Here is a 26,867-nt window from a genome sequence, read left to right as displayed (position 1 = left end):
ATTACTAATCTTGTAGCTAGTCTTATTGCTTATTCTTTTCAAGAAAAGAAACCAGAAATCAAATTTGAAACTATCAAATCAAACCAATTAGCACTATTCTGCTAAATACTTAGATCGAATTCAGGTTTTAAGTTGACCAAAATTCATTTAGTTTTGCGAGAAATATATAATCCCCACCAAGAAAGCAATACCCAAAATGAGGCGAATTAGACTTAAAAGTATTTCGGATAAATATTTCGAAAATGCATGGAGAATTTATGAGGAATCTTTTCCTATTGAAGAACGCAGACTAATAGACGCTCAAGCTCACGTAATGAAGAATCCAAACTATCATTTTGACATCATCATAGATGAAAAGCAATTAGTAGGTTTTCTCTTATGGTGGGATTTTGATTCGTATAGATATATCGATCATTTCGCTACATCTATACAACAAAGAAATAAAGGGTTTGGAAAATTAATCCTTGAAGAGTTTATAGGTCGTACTGACAAACCAATTGTATTAGAAGTCGAATTACCAAACTCTACTATCAATCAACGTAGAATAAATTTTTATGAGAGAATAGGATTTAAACTTAACTCGCACTATTATGAAGTGCCTCCTTCTGTGACCGATCAACTTCCCATACAGTTATTACTAATATCTTACCCAACACTACTTTCTTTAAAAGATGTTGAAGAGTTCGTAGAACTTTATCATCCAATTCTCTTTAAAGATTAATCCAATTACCGAAAAATTGGATTTTAGATCGTAAACTACTTCACTATTTTATTTCTAGCTTATATCCTACTCCATGAACATTTATAAATCTAATCGTATCATCATCCTTTAACTTCTTACGAAGTTTTGATATATATGTATCTAGGCTTCTACCCACAATTACACCATTGTCTTCCCATACTTTTTTAACCAACTCATCTCGCTTGATGGTTTGATTAGGACGTGCCACAAAAATCTCTAACAGTTCGCATTCTTTTTTTGAGAGGTTTATTTCTACAAATTGTTTAATCAATTTATGTTGTTCTGGATAAAACTGAAAACTACCAATACGGATGTAATCTTCTTTGAGCGCCTTATTCTCTTTAGATTGTTTTTGTTTATATAGAAAAAGTAAAAGAAAGATAACCACAAGAGCAAGCGATACAAAAACCATATTTTGCCAATTAAAACTGCTAGAAGAAGTTCTATGATTAAAGTGTACTTCAATACTATAACACCCATCTTTCAAAATCCTGCCTCTGCAAGGAATAATATCTTTATGCGTGTTATTTCTAATCAAATAGCTAAATGGTACTTCTCTATCAAAACACTGCAGTACTTCTACACTGTACTGTTTTGGCAATCCGGCTTTTTGAAAACTTTCTTTTATTATAGAAACCAGATCAGCAGGATCAAATGAAAACTCGTTCTCAAAAGAAAGCTGATATTTTGAGTTTTCTAATAGAACTACTGGTAAGACCAAAGAAGTGCTGTCCTTATTAGCCAATAATAATTGATTTCCGGCATCGCGTAAAGCAATTTTAACTATTTCTGTAAACTCTTCTTTTTGTCTTTCGGACTCCGAACAACCAAAGAATAGAAAAGTAACGCCTATTAAAGCTCCGAATAAACTAGTGCTTATGTTTTGCATACACTACAAATAACAAATAATTTTATCAGATTTCACACTAGTTGACACTTCTTTGACATTTTTTTGACACTATTAACAGTAAGTAGATTTAATTTTACGGGAAGATGAACATAGTATAACAGAAAACCATTTTGTATCAGCAAAAAATGACTATGCTATCCTTAACAATTAAATCAATTGAAAATGAAAAATTTAACAATAATTTTTGTGATACTACTAAGTGCTAGTTGTACAAAAAACAATAAACAACACAATATAACCAAAGTAACTGCCCATCACTCTGAGGTATTACAACCTACAGTTACATTTCCTGAAATTAACCCTCCTTATCAAATAAAACTTGATATTGATTCTACAAATAACAATCAATATAATCTAATTATTTCAATAGACATTTATGATAAAGATTTTTTAGAGTCTCCTCATTCCAATGGTAAATTTGTAAATAATCTTACTATCTCAATTGATAAAACCAAAAACCTAAGCTCAAAAGGCTCGAATTTAGAATTACCTATGCCGTCAGAACAACCATATTCCTTAGAAGGGAAACAGCCAAACTTAGTAAAACGTAGTAGTGTTTACACTCAGAAACTAACGATCAATTCGCATGATGATTTTGAAATAGCCGGTTTATTAAGGTTTATTGTTGAGCCAAATTATACAATGGAAAATGTAAAATTTGTTATTTCTCAACAGTCCGGAGTTCTATCCATCAAAAAACTACAAACTTCAGTATGCTTCGGGGTCTTTTCACATATATCATGTATGCATTCTTAAATCATAAAACAGAGAATAACATTATTATACTTACAGAAACGGATTCCTAATAAAAATGAAATGAGCCAAGGAAAAAACAATTAATAACACTCACTTTACAATAAATACAGCAAATACGCCGACAAAAACCAAAGAACCTTAATTGAAAGAAATAAAACCAATTAGGACAGGTAGACCCAACTAATTCATGTACTTTTTTATGGTCTTAATCAACTTCTTTCCATCAATCGGTTTAGGAATATATTCATTGAAACCAATATCAAGTAGTTTTTCTTTATCATTATTTAGAGCATTAGCAGTTTGGGCAATCAAAATTAAGTCTTTATTGAATTTTCGTATTTCACCAGCTGCCTCATATCCATCAATTTCAGGCATTCTAACGTCCATTAATACAATATCTATATCTGAGTGTTCTTTGCAAGCATCAATAGCTTCCTTACCATCTTTAGCAATTATAATATCACTACTATAATCTCTAATAATGTGAGATATCAACATTTCAGAAATCTTATCATCTTCTGCAATTAGAAATTTTGCTTTTTTACCTATCTCACCTTTGGCACTTTCGTTTTGCTTCTTCTTACCATCTTCTTTTATATGTGCAACACTTTCATCATTGGGAATTGTAAAATATACTGATGTGCCCTTGTTTTCTTTACTATCAATCCATATTTTACCTCCAAGCATTTCTACATAAGCTTTTGTTATTGATAACCCCAGACCAGTTCCTTGGATAGCTTTTTTGTCTGCATCGTTTTCTCTTACAAAACGCTTAAAAATAATTTCACGGTTTTTACTGGAAATCCCCATTCCTTCATCTTTTATAAAGAACTCTACAAAACCATTTTTGATTGTATAACCGTACTCAATTGTACCGCTATCACTATATTTTATTGCATTATTAATTAGATTAGTTAATATCGCATAAACCTTCTCTTTATCAGTATATACAACTAGCTTATGCTTTTTATGCAATTTACTCAATTGAAGTTTAAGACTCTTTTCTTCTGTCAATGGCTTCGAAAATGTATGTACATACCGCAGCAAATTATCAATATTTACTGGGGATTTAGACACTACCATTTGTCCAGATTCAATTTTAGAAATATCTATAATATCATTAATTATGCCTAGCATTCGCTTTCCGCTTTTTTCGATAATGTCTAGATATTTTTTTTGATCATTAGTAGATAATTTAGGTTTTTTTAAAAGTTCAGAAAAACCAATAATACCATTCATAGGTGTTCTTATTTCATGACTCATATTAGCCAAAAAAGCTGATTTTAATCGGTTACTTTCTTCTGCCTTGGAATTAGCAATTTTTAGATCTTCTATTTGTTTTTCTAATTTTCTTTTATGCAAACTTCTTTCTAACAACTGAGAAACTTTTATCGCGGTTGTTTGTAGAACCATCTCTATTGTTTTAATTAATCCCAGATCAAGTGGTTTACAATTTGCTATTGCAATCAACCCTATAGTATTGGTTAACGAATCTAAAACAGGTATTCCAATATAACTATGAATATTTAGATCCTGTAACATCTCATCCTGAGGAAATAGAGATTGAATATCTTTTGGGTAGACACATAATTCAATATTATCTATAATATTTTGACAAGGGGTAAATTCAAGTTCATATTCTATATCAGGAAGAGTACCTTCTTGTATTGAATAGAGAGCCTTCGTTTTTGCTATTTTTGGATTTTCGTAAGAGTATTCATCAATAAAAACATAACTAACCTGAAATAAATCACCCAAAAATCCTGCTATTTCCTTAAGAAATATATCACCATCACTACTATGTTTTTTTTGTGTGAGAAATTGTAAAGTTTTTTCAATGAAAGATTCTTGAATTTTCATAATAACTACTTCTTTTAATATTGAAGAATTCTAAACAGTTGAGGTAAATCATTTCACAAAGCCTATACAAAACTCCTAATACATTATTAAAAGCATCATTTTTGAGTTTGCAAAATATTTGTATTCAGCCGTTTTTTGTAACCAATTACTATTTAGATGTTGCCTATTCACTAATTATTTCTCATCATTAAGGCTTGTATCTCTGTTAAATTTAGTTAAAAAAAATCATTTATTATACTACTTCTTTCTTGTAATGCTTGCTATACATAGTCTGATATGATCATCCTATTTTTTGTAGTATTGTTTTTACAATAGAACAATCAACCTGTAACTCATAACAAATTAAACAGTTACGCATTCTAATAATAGAGTACCATATATACAGAATATACCTTTTACAACTCCCCAAATTTTCACCTAAATAATAATTTCTTAGTAGATATCCGTGGTATACGATATCATCGTTATCAAATAATTTTTTAAAATGTAATCGAAAATCAAGGGGTTATCGATAAAGAACGTTTCAAAAGAAAATATTTGCGTTCCCAATTTTATAACCTATAAAAGATACAAAAATATAACCAATGAAAAAATAGTGAGTGGAGTTGGTTTCAGGCTTGTAGATATCCTTTATTGTACTTCATAAAATAAAACCCTCTAGTTTAGGACTCTAGAGGGTTTTATAATCGAAATCACTTAAATAACAATTAACTAAATCAAACTCATGTAAATATACTAACTAACTGACTATCAGTGTTACGGGTTTCCTCAGGAAGTGAATTTTATATATTAATAACATAGCTATAAAAAGCCTTTTCTTAAGTCTAAGGTTAAAAAATATCTAGTTTAACTATTTCAGACACGGTATAAAATTCTTTATGTATTTACTTTTATAAATGAATGAGGTTGGTATGTTTTTTTTAAAAGCCTTGAATAAATTCTAATATGTCTTTCGAAATGGTTTAGTCATTTGATAACAAAAAGGGATTGCTATATTATTTTCTTTATCAATAAACCCCCATTTTCCATTTAGTTTAACAGCTGCCAGTTTGTTACTAAAATTTTGGGCATCTTCATATTGTAACGGAATTATTTCTTCTCCTTTTGTGTTAACAAAACCGCTTCCTCTCTTATCACTCACCATAGCCATATTTTCAAAAAAACCTAAGGTATTTACGTAATCAAATGGTATTACTTCTTCTCCCTTTGTGTTAATAAAACCATACCAGCCTTCAAAGCTTACCGCCATAAAACCTGCAGAAAAATTATATGGAGGATCAAAGCGATAGTAAAATATAGATTTTTGCTCGTTATATTTAAAAGAAGTAATTTCATTCCCTTTATAATCTATAACCCCCCAAAGATCATTTTTTTCAACAGCAGCAAAGCCCTCTGAAAAATCTGTACCCCATTGATATTGACTAACAATAACCTCATCTCCTTTTTTATTAATATACCCAAAACCATTTTTTGATGTTACTCCTGCTAAACCTTCAGAAAAATGAAATGCATAAAAATATTTGATCGCAATAACTTCATTACCTTGAACATCGATATAGCCATATCTTTTGTTTTTCTCAACCCTACAAAGACCTTCGGAAAAACCGTAAGTCTTATCATAAATTAAAGAAATTACTTCTCTCCCTTTTACATCAACAAAACCCCATTTTTTTTTAAAACAAACAGGAGCCAAACCATGAGAAAAACCTAAGACATCATCATATTTTGATAATAAAATCTCTTTCCCATCACCATCAATAAAAATAAAATCTTCTTTTAAAATTACCAAAGCAAAACCTTCTGTAAAAGCCTGCTTTACTTTATCATATTTTGCTGGTATAGCCAATACTCCTTTCTCATTAATAAACCCCCACTTATCATTAATACAGACAGCGGCATAACCTTCAGAAAAGGAATCTGCACACTCAAAACGAGAAGAGATTATTTCGTTACCGCTTCTATCTATAAACCCCCATTTTTGACCAGTACAAACCGCTGCCATTACAATACTTAATTCTTTTGGTTTATTCTCAATTTTTGAATTCATATCTTATAATTATGATTAATTTATAGATAAAAACATGCAACAGGCAAAAAGTTAAACGATTAACACTGTAGGTTTTTATCTATCCAATAAAAGAAGAAGAAACAATAGTTTCACTGTATAATTTATTTGAGTATGACAAATGCAAATATCTCTATAATTGAAGTAATTGAAGTAATTGAAAAATATATTCTCGAAAGATAAGATCTTCTCTCAATCCCATTCAAACTTATACTGAATCAGTCTACTTGAAATAAGTTCTAGTTTATTTTCTTTAATTTGAATCCCCTCTCTTCTAAGACTTGTCTTAAAATCCCGGTTTATTTTATTTTCTACACTAATAGTAACATATCCTTTTGAATGCACCCTCTTTATTTCCAGTATTTTATTCAAAATACGTATATCAATTGATTCCTTAAAACCAAGATTCATATAAACACTATTTAATTTTTCCCTAAGTAAATCTAATCTTTTTTAAACTTTTCTCCCACAATTAAGGCAATACTTACTATTAAAATAAAGAAGTTTCTTAGAATCGCAAGTGCAAATATTTTTCTGCTCGGATTTTTGTTTATGAAATAACTGAGTAAGCCATTTTAGTATCATACTCAAAATTACAACAGGATTTCTCCATATTCTTATGGTTTCCCGTAGCGCATAGTTATTCCTCCAAATAATATTAAGTCTTAAAATTTTTATACGCCTTCAAAAAGAGATTCCTCACCAATTTATATTAAGAAACATCGTTTTTTAATTGCTTATTTTATAAATGCCTTATATTCATGAATCGTTGCCTTTAATTTGATTCATTTTTTAACAACATATGTTTTTTTGTCTGGACCTACTCCTTTAATTGTCAAAGATTTCCAATGATCTGGAAGAATTGATTTTTTTTGGGTTATTCCTGTTCTATCGAAATACAATCCTCCAAAACCAAATAAAACGACTTGAAGCATCCCTCCTGCACCAGTTGCAAAATAAGGATTATTACTTGTTGCAGATTCTGACAAAGCTCCAAAAGGTGGTCTTTTGTTTGGTTCATAACTGTTCCTAAACAGACGAAATGCATTATCGACATCTCCCAGACGAGCATAAATAATTGCAAATACAGATTTACCCATTGCTGGACCTTCTTTTATCAATTTAGGTTCATAGTATTTTAAATCCTTCAATATTGTTTTTTTATCTGTAATTATGTTCAAAGGATATGCAAGTAAATTAACATCGGCTTGTTTTATCATTTCTCCATCATACGTACTATGTTCCATAGTAATCCCATTTTTGGTTTTATGAATTAAGATATTGTCTCCTACTTGTTTCCAATCTTCCTTTATCCCAAAGCCAATTTCTTCTGCTGCCAGTATTGCATATTTTAGCGCAGTAATTGCAGATCCATTTGTAAATGCATTATCATTTACATTATGTGCAAATTCATTAGCACCAATTACATTTTTTATCGAGAATGTTCCATCCAGATTTTGGGTAGCACGACTCACCCAATAATCGGCAACTTCTTTTAATAATGGATACCCTCTTTTTATCAACCATTCTTTATCTTTTGTTACGGCATAATAATTCCAAAAAGCAATAGCAACATCGGCAGTTATATGATGTTCAAAAACGCCTGTCAAAGCCCTGGGTGGAGTAGACTCCTCTCCTGTATCATCACTTTCCCATGGAAACATAGCACCTTTATAGCCAAAATTAGCAGCTTTTCGTTTCGCTATTTCTATTCTATCAGATCTATAATTCAGAAGAGACTTGGCTATATCCTGATTTAAAGCTAATAAAGGGGGAAACATCCATAACTCGGCATCCCAAAAGATATGTCCATTATACCCCTGAGAGGATAACCCCATTGGAGGTATACTCAAATTTGAATCTCCTCTCCCAAAAGCGTATAAATGATACAAAGCCAAACGTACATCCTGTTGTGACTGTACATCTCCTTCAATAATTATATCTCCTTCCCATAGTTTGCCCCATAGCTCTTTATGTTTTCCTAACAATATAGATTTGGGTGTCAGTGCATTAAAAATCACAAACCTCTCTGATTCTGATATTGGGTCAGAAAAATCCTGGGTAGAACATTCTGCCCCTGTCCATGTAAAACTAAAGGAAGTTCCTTTTTGTAGCGTTTTCTCAAAAGACAGTCGATTGTCATACTCTGAAATTTTATTATGAACTAATTTGGGATATTGTCGATTTTCTTCGGAAGAAGTATCTTCATGGAAAATAAAACTTGCAGTTGCTCCTACTGTATGTCTCCCAAATTCACTTTGAGCTACTGTCTGAAGAATAGGTATCGAAGTGTCCAGATCTCTTATAACTCTATAAGTACTTATTGGGTTTTGATATACGGATGGAGTCTTGATTATCCCTGTTATTTTTAGGTCGCACTTCTTTTTCCCGACAACATTGACATCAATATATCCAGAATAAGGTACATTGCGAAGGGCATAAATAGTATGTGTAATTGTAGCAATATCTCTAAAATCAAAAGACGTAGTAAAACTAGCTTCTTTCATGTTTAGAGTTTGTTTCCAATTACTAACGCTTGCTTCTTCAATTTTCTCTCCATTAATTTCTACTGAAATATTGGCAAAATTAATTCCTTTCAAAATTCGACTAACTCCTAGAGCAGACTCTTTCTCAAATACATTATTTAAAATAATATGATCTATTTTAAAAGGAATTTTTGAAGGCAAAATTCCGATACGCCCATTAGAAATCGCTATACCAGTATAGTTTATTGAATTTGTAGCTGAAATATTCCAGCCATCCAGTTGCTGTCCCGTAACAGAAGTAAAGAGTATTAGTAAAACTACAAACAATACATTTTTCATCTTTCCTTTATTTTATTGTACTGCTTTAAACCGGATAGCTTGCCCTCCTCCTGCAGCTAATTTAATACTCAAGGTATCATTATAGCTTACTTTTTGCTTTAGTATTTGTAAGGGATAAGGATTATTTTTCCAATGGCTATCTTTTGTATCCTTATATCTCTCTGCAATAAATTCTTTTTTATGATCCAAAAAATCAAGTTTTACATTCAGTTCGCGTTCATTTTCATCTGTGATTGCTCCCAAATACCAATCATCACTATTAATATCTTTCCGAACTATAGTTACATAATCACCAATTTGGGCATTTAGGACTTTTGTATTTTCCCAATCTACAGGTACATCTCTTATAAATTGAAAGGCTGGTTGATCTTTATAATTTTTTATCAAGTCAGATGCCATTTGTAAAGGGCTATAGAATACCACATACAAAGCAAGTTGTTTTGACAAGGTAGTATTAATTCCACTATTCCCCTTATCCAGATTATTCCATTTTACTCTTTTACCTGCATTTTTATACAGTAGATCAAAAATTCCTGGAGTATAATCCAAAGGTCCTGCTAGGATTCTTGTAAAAGGCAATATAGTATGATGTTCTGGAGGATTACCTTCGCTCCAACCATTCCACTCCATACCTCTAGCTCCCTCTCTACTCATCATATTAGGATAGGTTCTTCTGATTCCTGTTGGTTTTATGGGTTCATGAGCATTAACATTAAGTCTATATCTAGCCGCTGTTTCGACTACTTTACGATAATGATTAACCATATATTGCCCATGATGATATTGTTTTGAGGGTTGTATAGGTCCGGCATAACCTGTTTTCAAATAATTAATTCCCATCGACTTATAAAGTTCGAATGCCTCTTTAATCTGTTGGTCATAATACTGAGCATCACCTCCTGTTTCATGATGTCCCATAATTTTCACATCCTTTTTCTTGGCATGTGCTACAATTTCTTTTAAATCAAAATCTTCATATGGGGTTACAAAATCAAAGGCTTTTGGTTTTCCCCATTTTTCCCATCCCGTACTCCACCCTTCGGCTAGGACAGCATCAATATTATTCTCTGAAGCAAAATCAATATATTCCTTCATTCTTTTTGTTGTGGCTCCATGTTGTTCTCCTAGAGTCCATGTGTGAACCCCCAAATGCATTCCCCACCACACACCAATGTATTTGCATGGCTTAACCCATGACACATCTTTGAGTTTATTGGGCTCATTTAAATTTAAAATCAATGTTGATTCAATCAGTTTTTCTGCAGAGTTGCTTATTTGAATTGTTCTCCAAGGTGTGCTCATCGGTGTTTTTGTCTTTACTTTAACACCGTCGGGCCATGGGACCAAATCTGCTTCAAAATTTAAATCAGAGCCCGGTTGTTTTTTTAATGTCATACCGGCATAATCTGTTAAGTTAGCTTCGTGGATACTCACAAAAACACTTTTATCTGCAGATTCAAAAGTAATTGGGGTATTAGCAGATTCTACTTCGCTGGCAAGTTTATTCTGATAAAGAGCTTCATAAGACTCATAATTTGCTGGAATAAACCAGGTCGTATAATTATCTGACAATCCAAATTCGGTAACCTCATTTGTAATATAAAGACTATCTAAAGTATCTTGTTTTGGGATTTCATACGAAAAACCTAACCCATCATCAAACACTCTAAATACTATATTCAATTTTCTTTTGTTGCCACTTTTCTCTTTTAATCTAATTAAGGCTTCATTATAATGATTTCTTACTTCTTTTTTCTCCCCCCAAACTTGTTCCCATTTTTTGTCTACGGTGTTTCTAACAACTTCTGTTACTTCAAAATTTCCTGTTAATGGTTCCTGGTGCTTAAACTCTAATCCAAGTTTAGATCCGTTAATTATCTTTTTCCCTTCAAAAGTAACACTATAGACAGGTTTGGTATTGGTTATATCAAAATGAACTTGAATTTTTTTATCGGGTGAATTAATCATCAAAGAACTAACTTCTTTTTTTGAGCAAGAAGTTAATAGTAATCCAATTAAAATTAGAAATGGAATTTTCATACCTGAAATATTGTTTGAGTAATTAATTAAAGATTTATTTCCAAAGAGACAATTAGCCTTACTTTTATACATAAGTCAACCTGTAGAACAACAAAATTATTCTATAAAAAGTAATCACAGAATGTGATTTTAATCTAAATACTTAGAAGTAATATCTTTTAAAAGCCTCTATACCCGCATAATCCGTTAACCCTAATTGATGGTATTTTATTGCAGTATCTTTATTGCGTTCTTCTGCTCTCACCCAAAATTCTCTTGCATCATCTCCTTGAAACATAACGTTATCCTTTTGTGATTGATGAAAAAATATCGCTTTTCTCTTTTTTTCTACCTCATCAGGACTTAGCGGGACTGCCATTTCTATATCATGTATATCCCATTCATGCCATGCTCCTCGATATAGCCACACCCAACAATCTATCATAAACTCCTCTTTCATAATATCTTCTATTACATGAAACAAAATATCCAGACAAACTTTGTGCGTACCATGAGGATCTGCCAGATCCCCTGCAGCATATATCTGATGTGGTTTTATCTCTCTTATTAATTTTGTCAGGATAGCAACATCTTGTTTACCATATGGTTTCTTTTTTGCAGTTCCTGTTTCATAAAAAGGTAAATCCAGAAAATTCACATTAGTATCAGGCAACCCTAAAGAGCGTGTTGCTCCTAATGACTCTACTCTTCTGATTAATCCTTTTAAAGCCCTTACATCAATAGAATCAATTGCTGTATTCTCTTTTTTCTTTTTAAGATCGCTAATAATTTTATCAATATCAATACAACCCGCATTTCTTAGCATCATATTTTTAACAACCTCTGCATATTTAATAGCTTCGGCATCAGATACAGCTATATTCCCAGAAGTTTGATACGCTACGTGTACTTCGTGCCCCTGCTCAATCAAACGAAGAAAAGTACCTCCCATAGATATTACATCATCATCGGGATGCGGACTAAGAATCAAAACTCTTTTTTTATGAGGTGTATTACGCTCTGGGCGGTTGGCATCATCAGCATTTGGTTTACCTCCTGGCCATCCAGTAATTGTAGACTGTAGTTTATTAAACATACTTATATTTAGATCATAGGCAGAACCCTTTTCTGCCAACAATCCAGACATTCCGTTATCATTATAATCCTTATCCGTAAGTTTAAGTATAGGTTTTTGTAATTTTTGGCTTAGCCAGGCAATTGACTTACTTTTTGTCTTTTCACTCCATATACATGACTCTACTAACCAGGGTGTTTTAATTCTTGTTAGTTCTCCTGCAGCCTCCTGATCCAATACAAAAGTGGTATTCTTATGTTCTTGTAAATATGAAGCAGGAATATCGGATGTTATATTACCTTCTATAGTCTTTTTTACGATTTCAGCTTTTTTATGTCCCAAAGCCATTATGACTATACGTCTAGCTTTCTTTATGGTTCCTACCCCCATCGTTATAGCCCTCTTAGGCACATTTGCTATTCCAAAAAAGGCTTGAGCGGCATCTGATCTCGTCAAATAATTCAATGTGATAATTCGTGTTCCAGAATTAGGATGTGACCCTGGCTCATTAAATCCAATATGACCTGTTCTTCCAATTCCTAAAAGTTGAAAATCAAGCCCTCCCGCTGCGTTTATTTTTAACTCGTAATCTATAAAATATTGATAAAGTTCTTCTGATGAAATAGTTCCATCAGGAATATGGATATTTTCTGGTAATATATCTACATGATCAAGTAAATGTTCATGCATAAAATAATGGTAGCTTTGCACATTAGTTTTATCCATGGGATAATACTCATCCAAATTAAACACAACTACATTGGCAAAACTTAGGTTTTCTTCTTTATGAAGTCTTACTAATTCTGCATAAACTTTAATTGGTGAAGAACCTGTAGCCAGTCCCAAAACACAATTCTGGTCTTTAGCTTGTTTTTCTCTGATAAGAGTAGCTATTTCCCGAGCAATTATAACAGATGCATAATCTGAGTTTTTGAAGATTACATTGTGGATTTTTTCAAACTTAGTGTTTTCATAAATTCCAGCTTCTTTATAACTAATATCTTCAGAATCATTTAACTGAATTTTGGTAACCATAATAATTTGTACTATAAATCAGATTTCAAAACAAAAATATAAACACACTAATCAGTAGTAAATATAGCTGACTGTTTGTTACTAGAACTTTAAGTTTATGTAATAAAATCTGTGTGCATTAAACTTTTAAATTTCTTGTTATTTTTTTTATGATATTGCTTTTACAAATCACCTGTATTTCAATGAATTATTTATCCTTCCAAAATACTATTTTTATCTCTAATATCACCTTCTATCGTACCACTTTTGTATTTTATCATTTCTTCATCAATAAAATCTGTAGATAACTAAATTAAAGTTTACTAAAAAAATCATTATCAATTAGTCTAGCAGCTCCTAATAATGCAGAGTTTTCTTTAAGCGTACTTTTATATATTGGAATTGTTATACCTAGCTTATTAAGTGTTAGAGATAACCCTTCTATAAAAAATGCCCAGGCATTACTTATATTACCACCAATAACAATAGCTTCTGCTTCAAAATCACGCAACCAAGGAGAAAGAAAAGTTGCCAAATTTTCTGAAAACTCTTTAAAAATTTGTGTTATTATTACAGTATCATTTGTACCGCCTATTAGTTCTTTCACTCCTTTTATTTCACTATTAGTAAGCTCTTTATAGCGTTTTTGAAACCACATGGTAGAAAAACTCTTATCTGCAATATCATCTCCAAATGGTAAATGGTACAATTCACCATGCAAAGGGACTCCTTTTCCTTCTACCACGGGAACACCATCACGCAAAAAAGTTGCTCCTAACCCTGTTCCTAATGTTATTGCTATAGTTTTGTGATACGATACTAACTCACCTACCCAGGTTTCTCCTATTCCGAAACAAGCAGCGTCATTATAAAATCGCACTGAAACCGAAGGTTGTAAGTTTAGCTTTTTCACAATACAATCTTTAAGACTAAGATTGTTTAACATTTCAAATTTACCTTCTCCTTTGTCAGGAAAAATTCCCTTTTCATAATCAAAAGGACCAGGAATAGCTATACCTATTCCATTCAATCTTTTATTTCCTAAATTATCAATAGCCAGCTCCATAACTCCTATCCAACTATCTATTATCAAATCTAAACTAGCTTTATGACTTATTTTCATTGTATAGATATTCTGTACTTTTTCGGGTACTTTTTCATCTATAATAGCTACTGAGATATGACTTCCTCCAATATCTACTCCTAGAACCATTTTTAATATTTTTAAAGTGTATTTTTAATCCTGTACCCTACTAAACCATAAAAGATCAAATACCCATAACATAGTAACGGTATAAAAAAAGATAATTTAATACCTATGATATCAGCTACTGCTCCTTGTAACAAGGGTATGATTGCTCCCCCAACTATCATCATCACCAACAATGATGATGCTTGGCTAGTATATTTTCCTAAATCCTTTATTGCAAGAGTAAATATGTTTGACCATAGAATTGAATTGAACGCCCCAATAGCAATAGCACTCCAAAAAGCTACCTCACCATTGCCCAAAATCATAATCAACAATAGCACTATAATTATTCCTACAAACAAGGTTAACACTTTTGAAGGTTTTGTTCCTCCTATCAAAAAGAACAAATAATTAATGATTAAAAAGACCACAAACAACCATATTTTGGAAAATGATAATAATTGTAGTGAAAACTCTCCCTCTTCAACTTTTATTCCTGTAATAAAATAGAGAACAAAAAAGAACAGTATCGATAAGATAGCCATTAGAAGGTGTTTTTTCATCTTATTGGTCATAGCACTCATAGATACTGAACCCAAAAATCTTCCAATCATAGCACCTCCCCAATAATAGGATAAAAATATTCCTGCTTCCGCTTCTTCCATTCCCATAATAGTTTCTAAACCAAAAAAGTTTATTAAAAAACTACCGATTGAAACTTCTCCACCGACATAAAAGAATATGGCAAACATCCCAAGAACGACATGCCTAAACTTTAATACCCCTAATCCTTTTTCTATTTTTTCATTATTAACAAAGGATGGTAATTTGACAAACTTTATAACAACGGCTAATAGTAAAAACAAGCTTCCATAAATTATATAAGGCATTTTTAAAGAATCTACAGTGATTTCTCCATTAGAGAATACCTTATATAATAGTATTGCACCAATAATAGGTGCTAATGTAGTACCAAAAGAGTTAAATCCCTGAGCAAGATTGAGTCTACTAGATGCTGTTTCTGGTTTTCCAAGAATAGCAGCATAGGGATTTGCCGTAATTTGTAATATTGTCACCCCTGAAGCGAGTACAAATAAAGCTCCTAAGAAAACCCCATATCGTTGATAGTTTGCTGCCGGATAAAAAAGGTAGCAACCAAGACCACACAAAATAAGTCCGATAATAATCCCATTTTTATACCCTATTTTAGAAATAGGATCACCAACACTAACCGAGGTTATAAAATAGATCAGTGAGATAATAAAAAAAGCTCCGAAAAATGCAAACTGTATTAAGGCAGCCTGAAAATAGCTAAGTTCAAAAACTGCTTTTAAATGTGGGATTAATACATCGTTCATAACAGTGATAAACCCCCATAAGAAGAACAAGAAAATAATTGCAAAAAAAGGTCTTTTATAGTTATTCTGCCCTTCTGAATTTACAGGCAAAGAATTAGATATATCTGGCATGTTATATATATGTTTTTAAATTATTTTTTTAGAATAAAGGATTGAAGTTCACTATCATTATTTGCAACCAATACCTTTTTCCCTTTTTTGCTGTTAAGTATCTTAATCTTTTTGGCATCTTTATTTGCAAAAAACCCACTTTCTTTCCCTAGCGTAGGTGAAAAATTACCTTTACCGTCTCCTAACATCAAAAGCCCTATCCCTGCATCATTTCTTGGTGTCTCAATTTCTGATACAAATAAATTTCCGGCCATTAATGCATCCTGATTACCATCATTATTAAAATCATTAACTACAATGTCATTAATACTGGAGAGCTGTGCCTGATAAGGTAAAGGTGAGATCTTAAATACACCATTTCCTTTATTTTCTATATAAGAAGAGGCGAAAGTTTCTGCCTTATAATGCAAGGCATTTCCTAATTTTTTTTCGCCATATACCTGATTGATCTCTAGAGAAGCAAATAAATCATAATTATTAATTTGCTTCTTAAGCAATGGAATTTGCTCTGCGGAACATGAAAACCCTCTTACCGGGTAATGTTTATTCTTATCATAATACCCCAAAACAATATCTTGGCTTCCATTGGAATCAAAATCATGATAATACACATCAAAAGGAGTTTCTTCTGATGTTTTATATTTATAATTCAGACCAATGTTACCGGCTATAAAATCAATATCTCCATCATTATCAAAATCTCCTTTTTCTAGACTAAACCACCAACCTGCTGATTTTTCAAGGCTTTCATTAGTTTCTTTATACAATTTCCCTTGTTCATTTTTGAACAGAGTTATTGGCATCCATTCTCCTACTAGTATAAGATCAATATCTGCATCATTATCATAATCTGTCCACACTGCATCGGTCACCATTCCAATATCCTTAAATTCTGGAGCAATCATATCGGTAACATTTACCAGTTGTCCATTTTCATTCTTTAAAAGCATACTACTTGCGGGCATGGGATATTGGTGTGGTACCACTCTTCCACCAACAAAGACGTCATAATCACCATCATTATCATAATCTTCTACAATAGCCTTTGATCCACTTTGGCGGTTTACGTTAAGTATAGCACCTTTTGAAAAATTGCCTTTACCATCATTAAGATATAATCTATCTATATAATGAGGATCGTTTATTGGATATTCATTACCTCCACTTACTACGTACAAATCTAGGTACGAATCTCCATTTATATCTACAAATATTGCATCTACATCCTCATATGCATTTTCTTTTACCCACAGAGCTTTATTGCTTTTTGAAAAACTTCCTTCGTTATTTTGAATATATAGTACTGCATCAAACCCTGTCGCTCCACCTATAAAGACATCTTCTAATTCATCATTATTAATATCTCCTATTGCTAAAGCTGGTCCGAATTGAGATAATTTATGAGGTAACAACACTTGTTTTTTGTAGTCATCAAATACATTTTCTATATGCTTATAATTGATACCAAATGATGTCGTAATTTCCTTAAAAAGAAGGTCTTTTGTAACAACATCAGGTTTTCTATTATCCGCTAATGCAGAACCACTAACCATTTCTAACTGTAATAGTTTATTGGCTGCTATATCTTTTTTCACCAATTGTGTCCCATTAGGCCAAGTAATAATTAAGCTATCCACTTTTTTTAAATTACCAAGTCCAAAATGTACCAAAGGTTCACTGGTCGAATAAATCCCTCTAACATTGGTGGTTTCTTGCGTTTGCACACCATCTTTACAATACAATTGTACTCTGGTACCAAAAACAGGTCTCCCTTTTTTATCAGATAATTTGATTCTGAGAAAATTAGATTTAGATAAAATTTCAGAATTATTACGATATATAAATGCTTCTTCATTAATATTATTTACCACAATATCCAAATCACCATCGTTGTCAAAATCAGCATAAGCGGCTCCGTTAGAAAAGGACTTTTGATCCAGCCCCCATTCATTCATTGCTTTTTTGAACTTTAGGTTTCCGTAATTTTTATAGGCATAATTTTGTAAGGGTTGAGATGGTAACAGTGCTAAGGTTTTATCCAAATCTAATATCTCCCAGATACTAATTTCTCCTGCATGTGGATTTTTACTTATCCAATTATTTGCTGTTTCAATAACATATTCTCCAACTTTCTTATCAGCATCTGTATTACGAATATCACGTAATAAACCATTGGTGATATATACATCTTTTAACCCATCATTATCAAAATCAGCAATAAGATTAGACCAACTCCAGTCGGTAGCTGCCATATTTGTTAATTGAGCAATATCGCTAAAAGTTGAATTTCCATTATTGAGTTGGACAGTATTGTACATATATTGATAGTGTCCTCCATTATCTACGACTCTTTGAAAAGCTTTAGGGTTCATCCCGCTCATATTTGACTTAGATCGGAAATTATCTTCAGCAACCATATCTACTACAAAAACATCTAGTAAGCCATCATTATTAATATCAGCGATATCTACTCCCATACTATAATAGGACATATGGTTTAATGCAGAATCAGCCTGATTAATAAAAGTGCCGTCTTTATTATTTATAAAAACAAAGTCTGGTGCATAAAAGTCATTTGCAACATAAAGATCGGTCCAGCCATCATTATTAATATCACTTGCGGATACTGCATTAGGAAATCCGGTATGTAATAGCCCTGCCTGTTTTGTTACTTCTACAAAAGATTCTTTTCCTGTATTTCTAAACAATTTAACATGATATTCGGGTTGAAGTAATTTGGTTCCAAAGTAATCCGAATAACTTCCAGGATTAGGAGGCTGGGTTAATAAAAACAAATCCAAAAACCCATCTTTATCATAATCAAAAAAAGTAGCATGTCTTGTTCTTTGTGAATCTGCAACACCGTATTCTGCAGCGGACTCTATAAAGGTTCCATCTCCTTTATTAATGTATAATAGATTAGATCTCCAATCTGGTTTATCGTCATATAGTTCTCTGCTAACATACACATCTACATATCCATCATTATTTACATCTGCAACAGTTACTCCTGTAGACCATCCTCCATCATTTTTTATTCCTACTTCTTTGGTAACATCTTTAAAAACAAGTTTTCCTTGATTAAAATATACTTTGTCTGGTACTATATTACCGGCAAAGTATATATCTTGCAGACCATCATTATTAAAATCTCCTACTCCAACTCCTGCTCCTCCATAAAAATTGGCATATTTTAATATATTCCTTTCTTTAGTATCTTTTATTGTATTTGAAAAAGTTACCCCACTATAAGAAGAATCCAGTATCGAAAATCTTTTCTGCACTACAGTATCTATTTCTTCTTCATTTTTATTAAAAAAAAACAATACTAGAATAACAACAGGTATACAATACAGATATGGATTAGTAATCTTCATTTCATTAAAAGTGTATTTATCAAAAAAATAAAGGAGAAATTAATTTCTCCTTTATTTATTCGGCTAATAAAAGGATTCAAAAAAACTTAAAATTTATGAACTATTCTTTATCCCACCAAACTCTTGTGGTTAATAGGTCTGGCCCTTGGTTTGAGATGGCTGCGTTATAATTTTCTGTATTATTGCTTTGTTCGCTGGTAGCATAAGTTAATCTTCTTGGTATAGTCCCGTTAGTAACATTACCTGGATAATTAACAGGAACTAACACAGGAAATCCTGTTCTTCTCCAATTGGCATATGCTTCATATTCGTTTAGGAATGTTGCTGCCCAATATTGAGTATTTATTTGCTCTAGTGCATTAGCTCCATCAAAAGGATTATCAACTAGATATTGATCAATATCGGCATCTGCTATTGCGCCTGCTTCTCCATACAATTCTAACATTTTCATAGCTGCACGCACTCCTGCATTATAATGTGATTCTGGATCGCCACCTGCTAATCCCCATCTGTGTGCCGCTTCAGCTAGCATAAACTCTACTTCTGCGTAGGTCTGGAAAAACATAGGAGCATCTTCTCCTGTTATAATACTTCTATTGGGTTCGGTATACGCATCTGTATCCTCTTCTCCTGTTAAATCAAGTAGTAAAGAACTGTCTAAGCCATTTGGTAATCCTTTTTGATCTACCGGATCTGTACTACCATCACTTCTACGTGCTCCAAGGATCGGCAATCTAGGATCTCCTGCTAAAAAATCTACAAAAGTTTTACTTAGACGTGGATTACCATCTGCCGTGAACACTTCTCCAACCCCATTTTTATTAATACCTTCTGGTCCTGCTGTATGCTGAATATATGCAATATCATCATTAGACTCCATTACACCTCCAGCAATTGCTTTGGTTACCCATTGTTGTGAAGCTGTTGGATCAACTTTTATTAAACGTAAACCTAGTCTTAACATCATAGAGTTTGCAAATCGTTTCCATTTTGCCTGATCACCTTTAAACATTAAATCTCCATCTCCAAAATCTGAGGTTCCAGACCCCAAAGCAGCTGCAGATTCTTCTAACTCTTTTAGCATATCTGCATAAATTTCACTTTGGGAATCATATTTTGGAGTAAGAATACCCTCCAAAAATGCTTTACCTGCTTCGCTATAAGGAACATCTCCATGCAAATCTGTCAATCTATGAAATACAAAAACTCTTTGTATTCTTGTAATTGCTTTCATTTCTTCTGGATGTCCCTCTTCTTCTAATTGGATTAACATATCTTCTAACGTTTTAACCGCATTTCCATAGATTCTGTCAATCATAGAAGAAGCAAATCCTTCATTTAAGGTATATTTATCCCCAGTCCAATATCCAGCAGTAGATGCCATATGTTGCATCATTGTAGAACAATAAATTAGATTAGCTCTCCAGTTCTCATATCTTTCTCCTGAAGTATATAATTGTACCGCAGATAATTTGTTTACCACACTTACTTGAGTTGGCTTGGTAGGGTCTACATTTAACTCTTCAAAGCCTTCATCACAGGCAACGAATAGTATTGCCAAGAATATTATATAAATTGATTTTTTCATAATTCTTTTTTTAAAACTTTAAGTTCACATTTAACCCATAACTTCTTGTAGAAGGAAGTCCAAAATATTCAAGCCCTTGGGCATTACCTACATTGTAAGCACTTTCTGGATCAATATTATCCACCGTTCTCATAAGGTAAAACAGATTAGAAGCTATTAAAGAAATTGAAGCGCTATCCAAGAAGGTTTTATCTAATATACTATTAGGGAAAGTATACCCTAAACTTAGCTGTCTAAATTTAATATAATCAGAATCTTCAACAAACTCTTCTGCTATTCCACTAATTCTGCCATAATAGGTTTGCAAATCTTCAGGAGCTACAGTTGTAGTAAACTGCTCTCCAGTTTCTGCATTAACCCCTGTAACAGTAAGTCCATTTTCTCTACCTGCTAAAGTTCCTTTATGTAATCCATTTCCATAAGTTACTGTATTAGTACCTGAAAAAATCTGCCCTCCAAACTTACCATCAATCAAAAAGTTTAGGGTAACATTTTTATATGTTATGGTATTTGTAAATCCTAGGGTTAACGGAGGTACTCCTTCTCCCAAAATTTTACGTTCTCCTCTTTGTGCTAATGGTACACCATCTCCATCAATTTCATATACTATATTTCCGTTATCATCTCTTACGTAAGGTACTCCAAAAATGACTCCATAAGGTTCTCCCACAATTTGCTTGATTTCTACATTTCTGGATCTAGGTTCTCCCAAACTTATCTCTCCTCCTTCTTCATTAGTTGCTACTACTTTTCCTGTATTATGAGCTCCATTAACACTAGTAGTCCAGCTAAAGTTTTCGGTTTTAACAGGAGTTCCGGAAATCAAAAATTCAATTCCTTTATTCTCTACTATTCCAATATTTGCTAAGGCTGTATTGTATCCAGAAAATACTGAAGTACCTACAGGAACAATATCATTGGTTGTCTCATTTGAATAATAAGCCACATCAAAAGATAATCTACTATTAAAGAATCTTGCATCAATACCAATTTCAGATTCGCTTTTACTAAATGCTACCAAATTAGCATTTGGCACTCGATCTCCATTTATACTTCCTAAAGGTTGTCCCAAATGCCCTTGACCAAAAATCTGATAGGTTAATGCTAATTGATAAGGATCTTGTGCTCCCCCAGCAACTTCAGAATATCCTCCTCTTAGTTTTAGAAAATCAATTGCTTCTGGCAATTCAAACATTTGTGATAAAATCAAACTTGCATTTACAGATGGGTAGAAATCATTATTTGAAGTATTTTTCCCAGGAAAAGATAAGGTAGAGAACCAGTCATTTCTTCCTGTAAATGTTAGATAAGCAAAATCATCATAAGAAAATTCTACTGAACCATATAAGGATCCTATTTTTCTTTTTCCATTTCCATTACCAGAAAAATTATTTTCGGCAGATTGGTTAACTGTGTTTCCAAATTGCTCTAATCCTGGTACGATAAAATCGTTTCCTCTAAGTATTTTTGTTTCTTGAGAAACACTATTTCCATTTGCTCCGATAAAAACATTGGTTGCGAATTTATCTGTGATATCTTTCTCTACCCCCAGGATCAAATCTGCATCAATCTGGCTATATCTAATCTCTCTCTCTTCTATACCTCCCAATGGTTTATATGCCGTACCAAAAGGTTCTACTGCAGTTCTTCTAATAGTATAGTGATCTATCCCTGCTCTACCGGAAACATATAACCAATCAAAAACATCATATCGTAAAGATGTTGATGCTATAACTCTGTTTTTTGTGTCTTCGTTTCTAAAATTATAAGCAGCAAAATATGGGTTTTGAGAAAACGAGTTAGAGGAATATTGTCGCTCTGTCAAATCATCATTTGCTCCTGGATTCATAAATCTAACATCTACATTTGGTGCTAGATTGGCTACTGTAAAATTTCCATTTCCAGGCGCATCAGATAAACGAGGCCTATTATTTACTTCTTCCAAAATATACTTTACATTAACCTGAGTAGTTAATTTATCTGCCATTACTGCTCCAGAATTTAATGAAAATGTTTTTCTATTTAATCCTGAATTTGGTGTAATATCTTCGTTGGTTAAATCAGACGCTGAAAATCTATAATTAAAATCTTCTCCTCCATTAGTTAAGGCTACCGAGTTGATAAATGTCGTTCCTGTTCTATAAAAATGCTCTTGATTATTTCCTACATATGAATATGGTCTCGATACTCCATCCCATTGTATTACACTAGATCCATCTAGTCTTTCTCCCCATGATGACAATCCTACATCCAGAGCTTCTTCCTGATTTACCGGTTTTGCACCACGTCGTCCTTGACCATATTCGGTTTGAAAATCTTGTAACGATGTGTCTACCTGATCAAATGTTACAGAGCTACTTACTTCTACACCAAAACCTTTTTGTTCTTTACCCGATTTTGTTGTTACAATAATAACTCCACCTGCGGCTCTAGAACCGTATAATGCGGAAGCCGCCCCTCCTTTTAATACACTTACAGACTCTATATCATCTGGATTAATACTAGAAATTCCATCACCTCCATCGGATCCTCCCCATAATCCTGCAGATCCATTATTTACGTTACTAATAGGTATACCATCTATAACATACAAAGGTTGATTATCCCCGGTAAGTGTACTTGACCCACGAATAATAACCCTACTAGAACCTGCCGCTCCTGTAGAGTTTTGTGTTACATTAACACCTGCAATTTTACCTTGTAATGAATTGACTGCATTGGGTAATTTAATGGTGGACAATTCATCTCCTCCAACTTCTGTCAAAGAATACCCCAGTGCTTTTGTAGTCTTCTTTATACCTAAAGCTGTTACTACTACTTCTCCCAATAGCTCGTCACTTCCAATTAATACAACATCTATATTTGTTTTTTCATTTACAACTATTTCCTTTTCTTCAAATCCAAGAGAGGAAAAGACTAAAACACTAGATGAATTTGAAACGACAACATTATAGTTTCCATCAAAATCTGTTGATGTACCATTAGATGTTCCTTTTTCGATGACGTTCACTCCTACCAGAGGTATCCCATCTTCCCCTGTTACAGTACCTGAAACGGTTTTTTTATTTTGTGCAAATGCCACATTGCTTGACACAAACAACACAAACATTAAAAAAATCAGTAATTTATTAATCATACTACCTACTTTTAGTTAATTTATTTCTATATCGACAATACAAATGTTACTCTAATGTTAATTTTTAGGTAAAATTTTCGATCAATGACAACTCAAAAAGGTTAAATAACATCCAATTGATTTATATATAAGTATAAAATTAATTGTGAGCTTTTTTTCTAATAGCTGTTAAATATAGACTTCTAACAACTTCATTTTTTGAGCATTACTCTCTATCAATATGTGTTTAATTTTTGCAGGAATTAATAATGTTTCTCCAACCTCAATCGAAGTAGAATTGTCTTTTGTATATATCGTACCACTCCCTTTTACACACATTAAAATCTTGAATGAATCCAAGTCTTTATAATCTCTTTCAAAACGACCATCTATTTCAATTGAACTAGTAGTAAAATAAATTGAAGAAACTACTTCATTCGTGCTATTCACTGTGTCATCATAAATCAATTTGGATGAATTGCTCTTGTTAAAATCAAGGGCTTCTAAAGCTAATTCGGTATGTAATTCTCTTTGAATTCCATTATCATCTTTTCGATCCCAATCGTAAACTCTATAGGTTATATCAGAAGTTTGCTGAATTTCTGCTATCAATGCTCCTTTCCCTATAGCATGGATTGTACCTGCTTTTATGAAGTAACTATCTCCTTCTAAAATACTATCAAAATTGAGTAATTCTGTAATTTTTCTATTATTCAAAAATCTTTCATACTCCTCTCTTGTAGTATCCTTATTAAAACCTACAATTAGCTTGGAGTCTTGAGCCGCTTGTACTACGTACCACATTTCTGTCTTTCCGTAAGAATTATGGCGTTTTTTTGCTAATTCATCATTAGGATGTAATTGAACGGATAAATCTTCCTGGGCATCAATAAATTTGATTAACAAGGGGAATTGATCGCCAAATTCCTGATATACTTTTTTTCCTAAGAGTTCAGCTTTACATTCTCTTATAATGTCATCTAATCTTCTTCCAGCAAACTCTCCATTAGACACTACAGAAACCTCTGTACCTACTGTTGATATTTCCCAGCTTTCGCCGATCTTTTCTTTCTCTAAAGGTTTATTCAGAATAGTTTTTAACTTACTTCCTCCCCAAATCTTTTCTTTGAGAATTGGGTAAAATTTTAAAGGATACAACATAAATTTAATTTTTACTACTATTAAAGGGTTATTGGTTTACTACCTCTCCTAAGAAACCACAACAAATCACTGATAAACAAAATATTGAGCTAATATTTTCACATAAAATATTGGCTATAAATTTTAAAGCACTTCTCTAAGTTAGTTCCAATGATTTTCAAAAATATCTTGAAGAATAGTATATTGAGCATCTGTATCTTCATATTCTTTTCGAAGTTTGATAAGCTCTATTTTCATTTTTTTAATGATTTTAGAATAAGAGTTATCATTGTATGCGTTATTGTTTTCATGAGGGTCTTTTTCTAAATCATAAAACTCCCATGATGGTGCCGTAGATTCTTTTGAAGAGCCTGTCATATCAAGAGATTGCCCATAAAACAATACCAATTTGTATTTTTTGTTTCTTATTCCAAAATGTCCTGGTCTAATAGTATCATTTGTCCAATATCTATAATAAGCAGATGTTCTCCAATTTTCTGGTGTTTTACCCATAAGGTTTTTACGAAAACTCTTCCCTTGTATAGATCCTGGTACTTTTATACCTGCATAATCTGCAAATAGAGCGGGAAAATCTATGTTTAGAATAATGTCATCTATACGTTTTCCTGATGGGATTTCTTTAGGATATCTTATAATAAATGGCATCCGCAATGATTCTTCATATATTAATCGTTTATCGAAAAAACCATGTTCTCCCAAGAAATAACCTTGATCTGCTGTATAAATCACTATGGTATTGTCGGCTAACCCTGAAGCTTCTAAATAATCTAAAATTTTGCCAATATTATCATCGATTGCAGCTCCAGATCTCAAAAAATCTTTAACCAATTTCTGATACGTTGCTTTACGAGCGGCAATACTATCCATATTCTTAGTATAAAAAGGCAATTCCGGATATTTACACCACCATTTGTCCGGTGCATTAGACGCTTGTTCATAGCGCCAACTCAGGTTTTCTAGTTTTTGTCCAATAAAACTTCTTCCGGTAGTTTCTGGTGAAAAATCAAATAGAGAAGCTGGTTCAGGAAGGTCTATATCTGTATACAAATCCTTAAATCTTTCCGGAAAATCAAAGGGCTCATGAGTTGCTTTAAAATGAGTCATAAGCATAAATGGTTTCTCTTTACTTCTTCGATTCAACCATTCTAATGATAAATGTGTAATAACATCTGTAGAGAACCCTTTGTGTACATCCCACTCTGCTGAAGGTTTATGGAAGTTTTTTGGTGTTTTTAAAATTGGATCCCAATAACGCCCTTGATCATGCAAAATATTATAATGATCAAAACCTGAAGGTTCTTTTTTTAAATGCCATTTTCCTATAATAGCAGTCTGATATCCGTTTTTATTTAACACCTTAGCAATATTTAGGCTATCAGAATCTAGAGCGTCGTTGAGTGTATATACTCCATTTTTATTACTGTATTGACCTGTCAAAATACTGGCTCTACTTGGTACGCAGATTGAATTTGTACAAAAAGCATTATTCAAGGTAATACCTTCATTTGCTAATCGTTTAATATTCTGGTTTTGAACATAGTCTTTCAATATACCCCCGTAAATACCCCATGCCTGAGACGTATGATCATCAGACATTATGAAAAGAATATTTGGCTTTTTAACTTTATGTTTTTCTTTTATTTTGCATCCTAAAAAAATCAACATAATTAAAAGAAGAATATTTGACCTGTAGACACGT

At 32.5% G+C, this 26,867-nt stretch carries 16 protein-coding genes and 1 pseudogene; 3 read left to right on the top strand and 14 right to left on the bottom strand.

The annotated features are described in order from the left end of the window. Positions 1-105: pseudogene (locus C1X07_RS25510) on the top strand (IS982 family transposase); the annotation flags it as partial. Positions 106-196: 91 nt separating this feature from the next. Next, positions 197-721 (top strand): GNAT family N-acetyltransferase, encoded by a 525-nt coding sequence (locus C1X07_RS13960; RefSeq protein WP_103070636.1) that lies wholly within the window; start codon positions 197-199, stop codon positions 719-721. Between the two features lie 43 nt (positions 722-764). On the opposite strand, the gene C1X07_RS13955 is transcribed toward C1X07_RS13960, so the two are convergent. After that, complete coding sequence (locus C1X07_RS13955; protein WP_103070635.1) at positions 765-1,631, bottom strand: winged helix-turn-helix domain-containing protein; 867 nt, start codon at positions 1,629-1,631, stop codon at positions 765-767. 183 nt (positions 1,632-1,814) lie between these two features. Between C1X07_RS13955 and C1X07_RS13950 the strand changes: the two genes are divergently transcribed. Next, the gene (locus C1X07_RS13950) at positions 1,815-2,408 is read left to right on the top strand and encodes a hypothetical protein (protein ID WP_103070634.1); all 594 of its coding nucleotides are present in this window, start codon (positions 1,815-1,817) and stop codon (positions 2,406-2,408) included. Between the two features lie 180 nt (positions 2,409-2,588). On the opposite strand, the gene C1X07_RS13945 is transcribed toward C1X07_RS13950, so the two are convergent. The 13 genes from C1X07_RS13945 to C1X07_RS13885 all read right to left on the bottom strand — a co-directional run bounded on the left by C1X07_RS13945 (position 2,589) and on the right by C1X07_RS13885 (position 26,833). Next, positions 2,589-4,268: a histidine kinase dimerization/phospho-acceptor domain-containing protein gene (locus C1X07_RS13945; RefSeq protein WP_103070633.1), complete on the bottom strand. Its 1,680-nt coding sequence runs from the start codon at positions 4,266-4,268 to the stop codon at positions 2,589-2,591. Positions 4,269-5,208: 940 nt separating this feature from the next. Next, complete coding sequence (locus tag C1X07_RS13940; protein WP_103070632.1) at positions 5,209-6,315, bottom strand: WG repeat-containing protein; 1,107 nt, start codon at positions 6,313-6,315, stop codon at positions 5,209-5,211. A 210-nt stretch (positions 6,316-6,525) separates the two neighbouring features. After that, entirely contained in the window at positions 6,526-6,744 is a 219-nt protein-coding gene (locus C1X07_RS13935) for a hypothetical protein (protein ID WP_103070631.1), read from the bottom strand. Positions 6,745-7,118: 374 nt separating this feature from the next. Beyond that, positions 7,119-9,158, bottom strand: coding sequence for a glycoside hydrolase family 65 protein (locus tag C1X07_RS13930; protein ID WP_103070630.1), 2,040 nt, complete (start codon positions 9,156-9,158; stop codon positions 7,119-7,121). Between the two features lie 12 nt (positions 9,159-9,170). Next, positions 9,171-11,198, bottom strand: a complete 2,028-nt coding sequence (locus C1X07_RS13925; RefSeq protein ID WP_103070653.1) for a glycoside hydrolase family 97 protein — start codon at positions 11,196-11,198, stop codon at positions 9,171-9,173. Positions 11,199-11,340: 142 nt separating this feature from the next. After that, entirely contained in the window at positions 11,341-13,287 is a 1,947-nt protein-coding gene (nagB, locus tag C1X07_RS13920; RefSeq protein ID WP_103070629.1) for a glucosamine-6-phosphate deaminase, read from the bottom strand. A 292-nt stretch (positions 13,288-13,579) separates the two neighbouring features. Beyond that, a complete protein-coding gene (locus C1X07_RS13915; protein WP_103070628.1) occupies positions 13,580-14,479 on the bottom strand; it encodes an ROK family protein in 900 nt (299 codons plus the stop codon). 11 nt (positions 14,480-14,490) lie between these two features. Continuing rightward, entirely contained in the window at positions 14,491-15,927 is a 1,437-nt protein-coding gene (locus C1X07_RS13910) for a sugar MFS transporter (protein WP_103070627.1), read from the bottom strand. Positions 15,928-15,947: 20 nt separating this feature from the next. After that, complete coding sequence (locus C1X07_RS13905) at positions 15,948-19,304, bottom strand: VCBS repeat-containing protein (protein WP_103070626.1); 3,357 nt, start codon at positions 19,302-19,304, stop codon at positions 15,948-15,950. A 100-nt stretch (positions 19,305-19,404) separates the two neighbouring features. Beyond that, positions 19,405-20,892: a SusD/RagB family nutrient-binding outer membrane lipoprotein gene (locus tag C1X07_RS13900; RefSeq protein ID WP_103070625.1), complete on the bottom strand. Its 1,488-nt coding sequence runs from the start codon at positions 20,890-20,892 to the stop codon at positions 19,405-19,407. 10 nt (positions 20,893-20,902) lie between these two features. Further along, positions 20,903-24,028: a SusC/RagA family TonB-linked outer membrane protein gene (locus C1X07_RS13895; protein WP_103070624.1), complete on the bottom strand. Its 3,126-nt coding sequence runs from the start codon at positions 24,026-24,028 to the stop codon at positions 20,903-20,905. A 168-nt stretch (positions 24,029-24,196) separates the two neighbouring features. After that, positions 24,197-25,168 (bottom strand): type I phosphomannose isomerase catalytic subunit, encoded by a 972-nt coding sequence (locus C1X07_RS13890; protein ID WP_103070623.1) that lies wholly within the window; start codon positions 25,166-25,168, stop codon positions 24,197-24,199. A gap of 141 nt (positions 25,169-25,309) precedes the next feature. Then, positions 25,310-26,833 carry a sulfatase family protein gene (locus C1X07_RS13885; RefSeq protein ID WP_262494916.1) on the bottom strand — a complete coding sequence of 508 codons (1,524 nt, stop codon included), beginning with the start codon at positions 26,831-26,833 and terminating at the stop codon, positions 25,310-25,312. Positions 26,834-26,867: the final 34 nt, after the last annotated feature.

Source organism: Aquimarina sediminis (assembly GCF_002895435.1).
Taxonomy (GTDB): domain Bacteria; phylum Bacteroidota; class Bacteroidia; order Flavobacteriales; family Flavobacteriaceae; genus Aquimarina; species Aquimarina sediminis.
Note: the sequence above shows the minus strand (reverse complement) of the source record. Positions and strands in the feature narration are given on the sequence as shown.